15 protein-coding genes are annotated in these 13,453 nt (G+C 58.2%); 5 read left to right on the forward strand and 10 right to left on the reverse strand.

Translation table 11 applies throughout. The features are described from left to right. The first annotated feature begins 3 nt into the window (after positions 1-3). Positions 4-765 (forward strand): ABC transporter permease, encoded by a 762-nt coding sequence (locus BP07_RS03705; RefSeq protein WP_042685697.1) that lies wholly within the window; start codon positions 4-6, stop codon positions 763-765. A 96-nt stretch (positions 766-861) separates the two neighbouring features. On the opposite strand, the gene glnA is transcribed toward BP07_RS03705, so the two are convergent. Further along, positions 862-2,190: a type I glutamate--ammonia ligase gene (gene glnA / locus BP07_RS03710; RefSeq protein ID WP_042685700.1), complete on the reverse strand. Its 1,329-nt coding sequence runs from the start codon at positions 2,188-2,190 to the stop codon at positions 862-864. A gap of 249 nt (positions 2,191-2,439) precedes the next feature. On the opposite strand from glnA, the gene BP07_RS03715 reads away from it, so the two are divergent. The 3 genes from BP07_RS03715 to BP07_RS03725 are packed head-to-tail and all read left to right on the forward strand — an operon-like array spanning position 2,440 to position 4,707. Next, a complete protein-coding gene (locus tag BP07_RS03715; protein ID WP_042685702.1) occupies positions 2,440-3,534 on the forward strand; it encodes an OBG GTPase family GTP-binding protein in 1,095 nt (364 codons plus the stop codon). A 37-nt stretch (positions 3,535-3,571) separates the two neighbouring features. Beyond that, the gene (locus BP07_RS03720; RefSeq protein ID WP_042685705.1) at positions 3,572-4,417 is read left to right on the forward strand and encodes a shikimate kinase; all 846 of its coding nucleotides are present in this window, start codon (positions 3,572-3,574) and stop codon (positions 4,415-4,417) included. A 2-nt stretch (positions 4,418-4,419) separates the two neighbouring features. Then, positions 4,420-4,707: a chorismate mutase gene (locus BP07_RS03725; protein ID WP_042685707.1), complete on the forward strand. Its 288-nt coding sequence runs from the start codon at positions 4,420-4,422 to the stop codon at positions 4,705-4,707. On the opposite strand, the gene purE is transcribed toward BP07_RS03725, so the two are convergent. From purE to BP07_RS03755, 6 genes are all read right to left on the reverse strand, one after another. Beyond that, entirely contained in the window at positions 4,682-5,080 is a 399-nt protein-coding gene (gene purE, locus BP07_RS03730; protein WP_042685710.1) for a 5-(carboxyamino)imidazole ribonucleotide mutase, read from the reverse strand. The genes BP07_RS03725 and purE overlap by 26 nt on opposite strands. A 2-nt stretch (positions 5,081-5,082) precedes the next feature. Next, positions 5,083-6,600, reverse strand: coding sequence for a 2,3-bisphosphoglycerate-independent phosphoglycerate mutase (gene gpmI / locus BP07_RS03735; protein WP_042685712.1), 1,518 nt, complete (start codon positions 6,598-6,600; stop codon positions 5,083-5,085). A gap of 12 nt (positions 6,601-6,612) precedes the next feature. Continuing rightward, positions 6,613-7,080 (reverse strand): riboflavin synthase, encoded by a 468-nt coding sequence (gene ribC, locus BP07_RS03740; protein ID WP_394296288.1) that lies wholly within the window; start codon positions 7,078-7,080, stop codon positions 6,613-6,615. Beyond that, positions 7,080-8,156, reverse strand: coding sequence for an inositol-3-phosphate synthase (locus BP07_RS03745; RefSeq protein WP_042685717.1), 1,077 nt, complete (start codon positions 8,154-8,156; stop codon positions 7,080-7,082). The genes ribC and BP07_RS03745 overlap by 1 nt, the downstream gene beginning before the upstream one ends. Before the next feature lie 216 nt (positions 8,157-8,372). Beyond that, on the reverse strand, positions 8,373-8,951 hold the full coding sequence (locus BP07_RS03750; RefSeq protein ID WP_042685718.1) for a ZPR1 zinc finger domain-containing protein: 579 nt from the start codon (positions 8,949-8,951) through the stop codon (positions 8,373-8,375). Between the two features lies 1 nt (position 8,952). Beyond that, a complete protein-coding gene (locus BP07_RS03755; protein ID WP_245597039.1) occupies positions 8,953-9,378 on the reverse strand; it encodes a cell division protein SepF in 426 nt (141 codons plus the stop codon). A gap of 43 nt (positions 9,379-9,421) precedes the next feature. Here BP07_RS03755 and BP07_RS09000 point away from each other — a divergent pair, with 43 nt between their 5' ends. Next, positions 9,422-10,663 carry a desulfoferrodoxin family protein gene (locus BP07_RS09000; RefSeq protein WP_211247046.1) on the forward strand — a complete coding sequence of 414 codons (1,242 nt, stop codon included), beginning with the start codon at positions 9,422-9,424 and terminating at the stop codon, positions 10,661-10,663. Here BP07_RS09000 and BP07_RS03770 read toward each other — a convergent pair whose 3' ends face one another. From BP07_RS03770 to cbiQ, 3 genes are read right to left on the reverse strand one after another with little or no spacing between them, the layout of a single operon-like run. Further along, entirely contained in the window at positions 10,664-11,446 is a 783-nt protein-coding gene (locus BP07_RS03770) for a HesA/MoeB/ThiF family protein (RefSeq protein WP_042685720.1), read from the reverse strand. A 26-nt stretch (positions 11,447-11,472) separates the two neighbouring features. Continuing rightward, positions 11,473-12,633 (reverse strand): energy-coupling factor ABC transporter ATP-binding protein, encoded by a 1,161-nt coding sequence (locus tag BP07_RS03775; RefSeq protein ID WP_042685722.1) that lies wholly within the window; start codon positions 12,631-12,633, stop codon positions 11,473-11,475. A 35-nt stretch (positions 12,634-12,668) separates the two neighbouring features. After that, positions 12,669-13,451: a cobalt ECF transporter T component CbiQ gene (cbiQ, locus tag BP07_RS03780; protein ID WP_042685724.1), complete on the reverse strand. Its 783-nt coding sequence runs from the start codon at positions 13,449-13,451 to the stop codon at positions 12,669-12,671. Between the last annotated feature and the right edge of the window lie 2 nt (positions 13,452-13,453).

Consider the following 13,453-nt stretch of genomic DNA (forward strand, 5'->3'; position numbering starts at 1 on the left):
TTTATGTACGCTGAACCCTTAATTAAGCTTGCCTGCGCATCTGTGCTTGTCATACTCGTGATACTCCTCTCATATTTCAGAAGAATAGAGATTGGCAGAGACCTCTCCTCCGCTGCTTTAAGGGGCTTTGCACAGCTGATGCTTCTTTCTGTTGTGCTTACATATGTTTTCACAAGTGTGATGTGGCATACGCTTGCCATTGTGATATTCATTGCAATGGCTTTGCTTGCTGGATACACATCAGCGAGGAGAGTGGACATGCCAAAGGCAGCATTGATAACCACTCCAAGCATAGCCATCGGTGCTTCAATATCTCTTGCAATAATGGTAGCCCTTAATGTCATACCGCTTAAACCAGAGTTTGTGATACCCATCGCGGGCATGGCATTTGGAAATGCGATGAACATATGCTCCCTCACACTCACGAGGCTTTTGAGTGAGATCAGGAATAATAAAAGCAGAATAGAGGTGATGCTTGCACTTGGAGCTACTGCTCAGGAAGCCGTGGAACAGTATGAGAGAGCATCTATAAAATCCGCCCTTATTCCGACCCTCGACAACATGAGGACTCTCGGCATAATCTTCATCCCCGGCGCGATGACTGGAATGCTAATGGCGGGAGTTGAGCCGATAACCGCTGCTGTGTATCAGCTATCAATCTTCTTCATGATCATCAGCTCTGGAGCCATTACGGCGGTATATGCCAGCTACCTTGTGAGGGGAAGGCTATTCACACCCGCCCATCAACTTACGGAGGAGATTTAGACAACCCTAACTGCTTTCAAGCTGTTGCTTGCTTTGTAAGCAACACTATGAAACTTTCTATTATGATAGAAAATAAAGAAAGAAAAAAAGGAGGAATCAGTAGGTCTGGAGGTAGCGGTCGAGCTCCCACTGGTGCACCTGCGTTCTGTAGCTATCCCAGTCTGCCATTGCCACGTTGATGATGCTCTGGGATACGTGCTCGCCAAGGGCACTCACGAGCAGCTCATCCTCCTTGAAGCACTCAATTGCCTCCTTGAGGGTGCCCGGAAGCATGCCGATGCCCAGCTTCTCCCTCTCCTCCTCGGTCAGCTTGTAGATGTTCTTCTCCACCCTCTCTGGCGGCTCTATCTTGTTCTTCACGCCGTCCAGACCAGCGGCGAGTATGGCTGCAAAGGCAAGGTAGGGGTTGCACGAGGGGTCAGGGCTTCTGATCTCGATTCTGGTGCTGTTGCCCCTTGGAGCTGGCACCCGTATGAGCGAGCTTCTGTTGGGCCCAGACCACGTGATGTACACGGGCGCCTCATAGCCTGGCACGAGCCTCTTGTAGGAGTTCACCAGCGGGTTGGTTATCGCGGTGATGGCTCTGATGTGCTTTAGCACCCCTCCCACAAAGTACCTGAGGGTGTCGCTTATCTGGTCTGGTGCGTCCGGGTCATAGAAGGCGTTCTTGCCGTCCTTGAACAGCGAGGTGTTCGTGTGCATTCCAGAGCCATTCACACCGAATATGGGCTTTGGCATGAAGGTGGCGTGCAGCCCGTGCTGCAGGGCGAGCGTCTTGGCAACGTACTTCAGAGTGATCACGTTGTCTGCGGTCGCCAGCGCGTTGTCGTACTTGAAGTCTATCTCGTGCTGCCCGAATGCCACTTCGTGGTGGGCTGCCTCCACCTCGAACCCCATCTCCTCCAGCACGAGCACAATCTCTCGCTTGATTTCCTCTGCGAGGTCTATGGGGGCGAGGTCGAAGTATCCTCCCCGGTCCTGCGGGATGTTGGTGGGCATGCCGTCCTGCCTCTTGAATAGGAAGAACTCCATCTCTGGGCCAGTGTTCATCACATAGCCCAGCTTGGCAGCTTCTTCCATGTTCTTCTTTAGCACCTGTCTTGGACAGCCCATGAAGGGTTTGCCATCTGGAAGCTCGATGTCACATATCAGCCGAGCCTCGGCAGTGCCCTCATTGCCGCTCCATGGCAGCACCCTGAAGGTGTCCGGGTCTGGCCTCAGCACCATGTCTGACTCCTCGATTCTCACAAAGCCCTCTATCGAGGAGCCGTCGAAGTGTATACCAGGACCAAGCGCCTTTTCGAGCTGCCCTACGGGAATCGCCACGTTCTTGGGGATGCCTTGCACATCCACGAACTGCAGCCTGACAAACCTTACGTTCTTTTCCTCCACTATCCTGAAGATTTCGTCCTCTTTTGAGCCCATGCTCTCTCTCCCGTACGCTATAGGTCAATCCATGGTAACTGTATCGCACCACCTACATATGGATGACCTGCACTCAACTGCTAATATCTAATATATAGCGTTTTCTATGAGGGAGTTTGTCGAGTCTTTGAGTATCGGATAACTGCATATGGGGGTGGGTGGCTATCAGACTGATGGACTCCTCCTCTATACCCATCTCCTTTGGATTAGCAACGTTTATAGCCCAGCTACCACCGTTATGGTGAGGCGATGGTGAGCATAGAGGAGCAGATACGGGCAGTGGAGGAGGAGATTCGCACCACCCCTTACAACAAGGCAACCTCCCATCACATAGGCAGGCTCAAGGCAAAGCTCGCAAGGCTCAGAGAGCAGCGGGAGAAAAGGACCGCCTCAGCAGGAGGTGGGGAAGGGTATGCCGTAAAGAAGTCGGGGCATGCCACGGTGGTGCTCGTGGGCTTTCCATCTGTGGGCAAGTCCACGCTGCTCAATGCCATCACCGATGCCAAGAGTGAGGTCGCCCCATACGAGTTCACAACCCTCGACGTGGTGCCCGGCGTGATGGAGCACCGTGGTGCGAGGATTCAGGTGCTGGACGTGCCAGGGCTCATAAGAGGGGCTGCCCACGGCAGAGGCAGAGGGAGGGAGGTCCTCTCGGTGATAAGGGTGGCAGACCTCATCGTGATGCTCATCGACCCATTCGATGTACAGCAGCTCTCCGTGCTCGAGCAAGAGCTGTACGATGCTGGTATCAGGATAAACAGGAGACCGCCGGATGTGCACATCACCAGGACGGACAGAGGAGGCGTGAGAATCAGCACCACAGTGCCCATCTCGCTGGACGAGGGCACCATACGGGCGGTGCTCGCAGAGTACCGCATCCACAATGCCCATGTGGTCATACGCGAGGATATAACGGTGGACGAGCTGATAGATGTGCTCTCTGGCTCCCGCAGCTACCTCAGGGCGATAGTGGTGTTCACAAAGGCGGATTTGTGCTCCGGGGAGCTTAAGGAGAGCCTCGCACGAGAGCATCCCGATGCGCTGTTCATATCTGCCGAGAAGGGCGAGGGGCTCGAGCATCTCAAGGACAGGATATACGAGGAGCTCGGGTTCATCAGGGTGTTTCTAAAGCCACAGGGCGAGCCCCCAGACCTCGACGAGCCCCTCGTGATACGAAAGGGGGCGAGGGTGAGGGACGTGTGCGAGGTGCTGCACAGGGACTTCGTGAGCAAGTTCAGGTATGGCAGGGTGTGGGGCAGGTCGGCGAAGCACGAGGGGCAGCGCGTTGGGCTCGAGCACGAGCTTGAAGACGGCGACGTGCTCACAATCGTGATAGATCGGTAGGCAAAGTGTTATCAATCCGTTCAGAAATGTGGCGGTGATGAAGGGAAAGGGCAGGGCATACGGGGCTGGCACCATCGTGAATGCGATAGCCACGTGGAAAGGGGCTGCGTTTGCAATCGGGCTCACCACCACGGTGGAGGTCACTCTCAAACACTCGGACGAGATGCACCTTGAGGCGAGGATGGACACCCCCACCGACCCCTCCCTGATGCTGAGGTGTGCAGAGCTCGTGCTCGAGCGCTTCGGGATGAGGTGTGAGGGCGTGGTGACATCCAAGAGCGATATACCGATAGCAAGCGGGCTCAAGAGCTCATCTGCGGTCGCCAATGCCACAGTGATGGCAACGCTGAGGGCGATAGGGGAGTGCCTTCCCCCAGAGGAGGTGGTGAGGATGGGCGTGCGGGCAGCACTGGACACTGGGGTGAGCATCACGGGGGCATACGATGATGCGTGTGCCTCATTCCTTGGCGGTGTCGTGCTCACGGACAACAGGCACATGCGCATCGAGATGAGGGACACGCTCGATGCAGAGGTGATGGTGTACGTGCCCTCAAGAAGGCAGCTCACGAGCGAGGTGGACGTGGGGGCGTGCACGCTTCTCGCGCCGTTCGTGCACGAGGCATATGCAATGGCGAGAGAGGGAAGGTATGCAGAGGCGATGACCATCAACGGGCTGCTGTACGGTGCGGCACTGGGATACGAAAGTGATGTGGTGATGGACGCGCTGCGCTGTGGAGCGGTGGGCTGCGGTCTCTCTGGCACGGGCCCAGCATACACCGCCCTCTTCGTGGACGGCGATATGGATGCTCTTGAAGAGAGATGGAAGGAGAGGGGGGCAACAGTGATAAAGACGAGGGTGGTAAACGAGGGTGTGGAGGTGTGAGCATGGGCGAGCTTGAGGAGCTCAGGGAGAGGATTGCGGGCATAGATGCCCAGCTTATCGAGCTTGTTGCCGAGCGCACCAAGCTCGCGGAGAGGGTGATTGCCGCCAAGCGAAGGGAGGGCAGTCCAATAAAGGACGAGGAGCAGGAGGAGGAGGTGCTGAGGCGGGCAGTCATGCTGGCGGTGGAGAGGGGGCTCGATCCCTCACTCACGAGAGAGCTGTTCAGGGTGCTCATCGAGATGAGCGTGGAGCGCCAGAGGGGGTTCATGGGCGACGGGAACCTGCCCTGAGAACTCGCAGGGCGAGGTGGGCGGCGTTTGCGCCGTTGTCGATGCCCACGCACGCCACTGGCACTCCAGAGGGCATCTGCACGATGGACAGCAGGGCGTCCAGCCCGCCGAGCTTTGCGCTCACTGGCACACCTATCACGGGCTTTTCGGTGAGCGATGCCACCACGCCCGGCAGCGCAGCCGAGAGCCCAGCTATCGTGATGAACACATCGGCATCGCTGTTCTTGACGTACTCCCTGAGTTCCTCTGGCTGTCTGTGGGCTGAGAGCACCCGCAGCTCCCAGCTCACCCCAGCATCATCGAGCACCTCTATCGCCTTTTTTGCGATGCGCTCGTCGTTTTTGGAGCCCATGATGATGGCGACCTTGTGCATAGTCATGGGTGGGGCTGTGGGCTGATAACACTTTCTATGAGGCTCCTGCCGCTCATCTCCTCTGGAACGGGAAGCCCCAGAAGCTCGAGCAGCGTTGGGGCTATGTCGCCCAGTATGCCCCCATCCCGAAGCGTGCACGCAAAGCCCCTCCTTGCTATCACGAATGGCACGGGGTTGTTGGTGTGGGCGGTGTGGGGCGTGCCGTCATCCAGCATCTGCTCGGCGTTTCCGTGGTCTGCGGTGAGCACCAGCGTGCCCCCGAGGGAGAGCGTGCGTTCCATGACTCTTCCCACACACTCGTCCACAGCTTCCACAGCCCGCACCGCCGCCTCCATGATGCCCGTGTGCCCCACCATGTCGCAGTTGGCATAGTTCATCACCACCACGTCAAACCTCCCCATGTGCTCCACCACGGCGTCCGTTACCTCATAGGCGCTCATCTCTGGCTTGAGGTCGTACGTGGCGACCTTGGGGGAGGGAATCAGTATGCGCTCCTCGCCCTCGAATGGCTCCTCCCTTCCACCAGAAAAGAAATAGGTCACATGGGCATACTTCTCGGTCTCGGCGATTCGAAGCTGTGTGAGCCCGTGGCGGGATATCCACTCCCCGAAGGTGTTGATGAGGTGCTGCTTGTCGAACGCCACGTTGAGGGGGATGTCCTCCTCGTAGCGTGTGAACGCCACAAAGAACGGGTGGGCGCTCACGGGGAACTCCTTAAAGGCTCTGTCGGTGAGCGCCAGCGTGAGCTGTCTTGCCCTGTCTGCCCGAAAGTTGAAGAATATCACGGCATCCTCATCACGCATCCTGTGGGGTGCCACCACGGTTGGCCTCACGAACTCATCGTTCTCGCCCCGCTCGTATGCTCTGATGACGGCATCGTAGCCGCTCTGTGCCCTGTACTCCGAGACGCCGTTTACAACGGCATCATACGCCAGCCGCGTTCTCTCCCACCGCCTGTCCCTGTCCATTGCGTAGTATCGCCCGCACACGCTTCCCACCACCTGTCCATCGTGCAGCCTCTTTTCGAGCTCCCTGATGTACAGGTGGGCGCTCCTCGGGGGCGTGTCCCTGCCGTCCAGAAAGGCGTGCACCATCACGGGCACATCGTGCATGCGGGCGAGCTCGAGCAGCGCATACAGGTGCTCCTGATGGGAGTGCACACCCCCTGGGGAGACCAGCCCCAGAAGGTGCAGGATGGAGCGGTGCTCCTTCACCCAGCGCACAGCAGAGAGCAGAGCCTCATTCTGGAAGAACGAGCCGTCCTCTATCGCCTTTGAGATTCTCACGATGTCCTGATACACGATGCGTCCCGCACCGATGTTCAGGTGCCCGACCTCTGAGTTTCCCATCTGCCCCTCTGGAAGACCCACAGCCTCCCCGTGGGCGCAGAGCGTTGTGAACGGGTAAGAGGAGAACAGGTGGTCGATGTTGGGCGTGCGTGCGGCTGCGATGGCGTTGCCCCTCTCGCTCTCTGAGAGTCCAAAGCCGTCCAGCACCACCAGCACGAGCGGTCTCTTCAAGGGCTCACTCCCTCAAGGCCTCAAGGGACCCACGTCCTCGAAGCCCTCCCTCATGCCCATGCCCGCCTCCCTCTCCATGAGATGGGGCTTGAAGAACATCTTCACGAGGTTCTGGGCATGCTCTCTGGTGCGCGCCTCTGCGAGCCTTGCGAGCTCCACCTCGTCTTTTGCCTCGTCCTCGTGCACGAACACCTCGAGGATGTGCTTGTTGGTCATGAGCTGTGCGATTATGAGCCCCATGGACGCCTCGTGGGCGCACGTCTTGTCTATGGGCTTGGGACCCGGCATTCCAAGAGCCATCACCACATCACATCCCCTCTCCTCTATGAGCCTCTTGCAGGCAACGGGCAGGTCCTTTATCCCCGGCACGGTGATGCGTTCTATCTTCACCGACACATGGCGGCGCAGCTCGTCAATCGCCGCCCTTGCCATGTCGAACCTCGCAAATGTGGTGTCGGCAATGCCCACTTTCATGTGCATCACTCTTGGATGAACTGTTGGATGAACTGTTCGAGCTCTGCCCTTGCCTCTGGCTCCCTCATCTGCACGGGTGGATGCTTCATGAAGTATGCCGAGGCGCTCTTCAGGGCTCCACCCACGCCCCTGTCGAGGGCGAGCTTGGCTATGCGCACCGCATCGATTACCACGCCAGCGCTGTTGGGGCTGTCCTCCACGGAGAGCTTGAGGTCTATTGATGCGGGAACGTCCCCGAACAGGTCGAAGTCTATGCGCAGATAGCATATCTTGTTGTCGTTCAGGCACGCCACATGGCCATTGGGACCAGCATACACGTACGCATCATAGGGTATTTGAGAGGCTATGGACTCTGTCTTGGATGTGCGCTTTGAGGAGAGCCTCGAGCTGTCCACCATGTTGAGAAAGTCTGTGTTTCCGCCCACGTTGAGCTGGTACGTGCTCCTGATGTTCGCCCCCCTGTCCACAATCATCTGGGTGAGCACACGGTGCACGATTGTTGCGCCCACCATGCTCTTGATGTCGTCGCCTATGATTGGCAGCCTCCTTTGAGCGAACCTCTCTGCCCATGCAGGGTCAGAGGCGATGAATGCAGGTATGCAGTTCACGAATGCACACCCCGCCTCGAGCGCCCTCTCGGCATACCACCTCGCCCCCTGCTCAGAGCCCACGGGCAGATAGTTTATCAGCACGTCTGCCCTCGTCTCTTTGAGCACCTCTGCCACGTCCACTGGTGGCTGAGAGTCGTCCACCTTGAACCACTCCTCCATGTGGGGGGCTACGCCATCCAAGGGCGGTGCCTTCATCACTTCCACGTCGAGGGGCTCAACATCGCAGAACTTCTTGGTGCAGTTGGGTTTTTCGAATATCGCCTGCGAGAGGTCCTTGCCCACCTTTCTCACATCCACATCGAAGGCAGCGACGGGTCTCACGTCCCGCACCCTGTAGCCAGCTATTACATTGTGCATGAGCCCTGGGACGAGCCCGTCGTCCTCGTCCACATCCCTGTAGTAGCTCAGACCCTGAATGAGGGAGGAAGCGCAGTTTCCAACGCCGGCGATTGCAGTTCTTACCTCGGACATCAATATCTCCTCTTAGAGCGTCTCCCAAGTTAACCCGAACACAAAAGTTCACACATCGATGCAAATCGGCTATGCAAATCGGCTCTGGAGTTAATCCTCCTCTGGCTAAGCATTTAAAACTTTTGTCTATGTCCCGAGAGCAGCTGTCCCGGCCGATATCCCAGAAGCAGTGTGCTCCCTCACTCCCTGAGCAGGGGCATGCTCACGTCCACGATCTCATCCTCTGAGCGGAGTGTATCCACCCCTGGAGAGCCTCTTTACCTCATCGTAGGTCAGGGGCTCGCATATCGCTCTTTCCGAGAGGATTGTGCTGTTGCCCATGGGGTCCTCGAGGATGAGTGTCATGCTCCTGTTTCCAGAGCGGATGTCCGCTATCGTGTTCAGCAGCTGTCTGCACCTCTCTGTCTTGCGCTCATCGCCCTCTTCCGCGCTCCACCTCTCGGTGGCCCTCAGCACGTCCTCCACCCTTTCGAGCACACCCTCCACGTTGCTCACGAATGCCTCGGCATGGGTTGCTGGCTCTATCTGCACGCCCAGCTCTGGTATGCGAATGGTGCACGATGTGGAGCGCACCACCCTTGCCTTAAGGTCATCCTCTCCGAGCACGTCCAGTACGTGGCGTGAGGGGCCCCTGGAGTCGAGCAGCATGACGTCAGAAAACCTAAACCCGCACTCACATCTGGCGCTTACCAGCATCACCCCACCAAAGTAGGGCATGCTCTGCTGTGTCCAGCTGATGGAGAGCTCTCTTGCGCATGCGGGACATGGTATCTGGGTGGTAAACTCGTGCTCCATTTCAGTACCCAGTGCCCTTGAGCTTTGTGCGGTCCACCTTGACACCCGTGGGCGTGGCAATCACCTGCTCCTCGCCCAGCCCCACGATGTCCCCCCTGACGTCGGAGCATACACGCTTTAGCTCCTTTATGCTGCGCTCCAGCATGAGCTTGTCGTTCTTCAGGGGGCCGATGTTGATTATTACGATGTTTCCCTCATATATCTGCTTCTTGATCTCGGGAAGGTCGTTGATGCTGGCAAGGTCCGCCACCTTCACGTACATGGCTGCAGGCTCCTGCTCGAGCACCTGCTCATACTCTCCTATATCTATTTCCACGAACTCCTCGGGTGTGCTCTCCCTCCGCTTCTCGGTACCAAACAGCTTGTCCACAAAGTTCGACATCTCTTCCACCCTCGACAGCGCTCTTGAGCATGTATCCATCCCCATCGCCTATAAATATATACCCCTTACCCCTCATTACGTTGGCTGGATGATATCCGTGGTGTGCGTGTACAACGACGCCGAGGCGCTGAGGCGCTACCTTCTCCCCAGCCTCGATGCCCAGAGCGCACGCCACGAGCGCATCCTGATAGACAACACCACGGGCGCCTTCAGGAGCGCCGCCTCTGCCCTGAACCACGGAGGGGAGAGGGCAAGGGGCGAGTACATCATGTTCGTGCATCAGGACGTGGCGCTGCTGGGCGAGCACTGGCTCGATAGTGCAGAGTCCCTCATGGAGGGGATAGACGACCTCGGGATAGCTGGCGTTGCCGGCATGAGCGAGCAGGGCAGGAGCAACAGGGAGAGGGGCAGGAATGTAATCGTGCACGGCGAGCCCCCGATGGTGTGGGACTGGGGCAACCCCATAGAGGAGCCAGAGAGGGTGCAGACGCTGGACGAGTGCCTTGCCATCGTGCCAGCGCATGTGTTCAGAATGCTCAGATTCGATGAGCACACCTGTTCAAGCTGGCACGCGTACGTGGTGGACTACTCCCTGAGTGTGCAGCGCATGGGGCTGTGTGCGTATGCGATGCCGCTGCCCGTGCACCACGCCTCGCTGGGCGTGAGAAGAAAGGGGCTGCTCGAGCTCTTGATGTCCCTTGGTTCCTCGTATCCGGAGGACTACTATGACACGATAGAGAGGGTGCTGAGAAAGCACGCACACCTTCCAAGAATATACACCACCTGTGGGGAGTACAGCACGAGAATGCCGCTCATGCTCCAGCGCATGATGAGAGCGCCGAAGGATTGCTATCAGACCCTCATATGGCGCACGAGGGAGTGGGCAAGGGAGAGGGGCATTCCCCTTCCATGGGCACGCACCTCAGCCCAAACGTATTTCAACATAGAGCCGAGAGAAGATGGTGGTGAGAGCATGGTGGATGCCGTCCTCAAGAAGGTGAACAGGCCCACGGGCGAGCTGAACGACTTTCAGAAGAAGCACATACCCGTAATCGATGCACCAGAGCGCGTGAGGGCAGATGAGGCGTTCGAGGTGAGTGTCACGGTGGGCGAGTGGGTAAAGCACCCCAACGAGCTTGGACACTTCATAGAGTGGATAGAGCTGTACTGCGGGGATGTGCTCCTCACAAGGGCTGACCTTGGGCCAGTGCTCGCAGACCCCAAGGTGGTGTTCAGGATAAGGCTGGACGAGAGCGGGACGCTTCGGGCAGTGGCAAAGTGCAACCTCCACGGAGTGTGGGAGTCCACGAAGGAGATAGCTGTGGAGTAGCTACTGCTCGTACCTCTCTGGCAGTATTCTGGTGATGGTGGGGTGCTCTCCACACACTGGGCACTCCCTGCTTTTTTCTACCTCCACATACTCGCATCGCATGGTGAGCGCATCGTAGTGCATGAGCACGCCACGCAGGGAACACCCAAGCCCGAGCAGGTGCTTTATGCACTCCGTTGCCTGCACCACGCCAAGAAGCGCTGGCACCACCCCCATGATGCCCACCTCTGAGGAGCTGGGTATCGTCCCCTCGGGCGGCATGTTTGGGAACACGCACCTGTAGCACGGGGCATCTGGGAGCACGGTCAGGGCGAGCCCCTCGAACCTCAGCACGCTCGCATGGAACAGTGGCACGCCCGCCAGCACGCACGCATCGTTCAGTGCGAACTTCGTGGGAAAGTTGTCAGAGCAGTCCAGCACCGCATCGAACCGCTCGACAATGTCCATCTCGAAGGGGGCAAGATGATGTGTGATGGGCTCTATGTGCACATCTGGGTTGAGCTGCCCCACGAACTCGGCTGCCGAGAGTGCCTTGTTCATCCCCACCCTTCCAGCGTGCATCACCTGACGCTGCAGGTTGGTGATGTCCACAACGTCCCCGTCCGCCACCGTGATGTACCCCACGCCAGAGGCGGCGAGGTAGGGAATGGCGGCAGAGCCCAGCCCCCCTGCACCCACCACCAGCACCCTCGAGGAGAGCAGCCTCTCCTGTCCTGCCTCGCCCACCTCCTTAAGAGACAGGTGGCGCGCATACCGCTCTCGCTGGGCATCAGTAAGGCTCACGGCTCCACGGTGGAGCCCATATCACATTAAGCTTTCTGCTGCTCCACCACGCCCACCTCTATGCTCACCCCGCTCTGCTCGCAGTAGTCCTCTATCCGCCTTTTCGCGTGCTCCACCATGCCCCCGTTCGTGAGGATGAGGCATTGCTTCCCACACAGCGCCATGAGGATGCTCCTGTCTATCACGTTGGAGGCGATGTCCACGCGGATGCCCTCGGCAGCCGCAAGCCTCTTGCTCCTCGTGCCCATCGCACCCACCACGATGCCGTCCCTCATCATCCCAGTGAGCACGGAGCGCTCGTAGTGGTCAGTGTTGTATATCCAGATGCGTCCAGTGCCCTGATGGTTGGTGTCCACTGCCACCCCGGGCTCGAGGGCGTCCACGAGCTCGAGCACGCTCTTTGGCATCTTTCCCAAAGACGCAATGCCCCTTCTTGCGAGCTCCTCATATATCTCGAGCACGATTGGTCTTCGCAGCTTTGCCCTCTTTACGAGTGCTCCGTTGCCAAACACATCCTCTGGCGTGCCCTCTCCTATGACCTTTCCCCCCACCATGAGGTAGATGTAGTCGGACCACTGGTATGCGAGTTCCACGTCGTGGGTGGACACGATGATGGTCTTTCCATGGTAGTTGAGCTCGCTCAGCAGCTCGATGATTTCCTCTGCCCCCTCTGGATCGAGATTGGAGGTGGGCTCGTCGAGTATTATCACCTCTGGCTCCATCACAATCACGCCAGCGATTGAGGCACGCTTCTTCTGCCCACCGCTCAGGTGGTGAGGGGGCCTGTCTGCAAGCTCCTTCAGCCCCACGTACTCCAGCGCATAGCCCACATACCTCTTCACCCTCTCTGGCTCAAACCCCAGATTCACGGGCCCAAATGCCACGTCCTGATACACCGTTGGGGCAAACAGCTGGTCGTCGGAGTTCTGAAACACGATTCCAACCCTGCGCCTTATCTCTCGCAGGGACTTGGAGTCGTATCTGAGCGGCTCTCCATGAAACAGCACCTCCCCCTCCGTGGGCCTGAGGGTGCCATTGAGCAGCAAAAACAGCGTTGACTTTCCAGCTCCATTGGGACCCACGAACGCTATCTTCTTGCCCTCCTCTATCTTGATGTTCACATCCCTGATGGCGGGCGTGCCATCTGGATATGTGTACTTCAGCCTCCTCGTCTCTATCACGGGCACCTCACACCACCACCAACCTCACACCACCACCAACCTCACACCACCACCACGTTTTTCGTGATGTACGCAAGCGCAAAGATGAGCACCACATAGGCACACACGGTGAGCACCTGTCCTCCCTTCATGGGGGTTCTGTGCTCGAGCAGCGAGAGCTTTCCGCCATAGCACCTCGAATCCATCGCGATGTACAGCTTTTCTCCCTGCTCCCATGTCCTGATGAACAGGGTGCTGGCGAGCATTGAGAACGACCTAATCGAGCTTTTGAGGCTGCCGTAGCCCAGCCTCATTATCTGGGCGTGCCTCATCCTGATGGCTTCCTCCAGAAAGACGAAGATGTAGCGGTATATCATCATCGAGAGCTCCACCACAGAGGTGGGAACCCTGAGTGCCTTGAGCTCTGAGAACAGCTCCACCATGGGCGTGGTGAGCGCAAGAAAGAACAGGGTGCACATTCCCCCCACAGTCCTCGAGAGCACCACCGCCGCCATGTTCACACCCTCAGTGCTGGCGGAGAGCGTGTGCCCCATCACCTCCAAGGACAGCACCGCATCGCCCTGCCCGAAGAACAGCAGGATGACGAGGGCTCCAGCCGCCCCAAAGCCCAATGGGGCGAGCACCAGCTTCGCATAGAATCGAGGAGGCACCCCTCCCAGCCACACCGTTGCGATGCTCATCGACAGGGCGATGAAGAGGGGTGCGATGGGGGATGTGGACGACACCCCCACCACCAGCACCACCGCCACCAGCACCAGCTTCAGCCGAGTGCTCACGTGGCGCAAGGGGCTGTGCATTGCATAGTCGTCCAGCAGCCTGTGCATAC

Origin of the sequence: Methermicoccus shengliensis DSM 18856 (genome assembly GCF_000711905.1) — an archaeon.
In the GTDB taxonomy this organism is placed as follows: Archaea; Halobacteriota; Methanosarcinia; order DSM-18856; family Methermicoccaceae; genus Methermicoccus; species Methermicoccus shengliensis.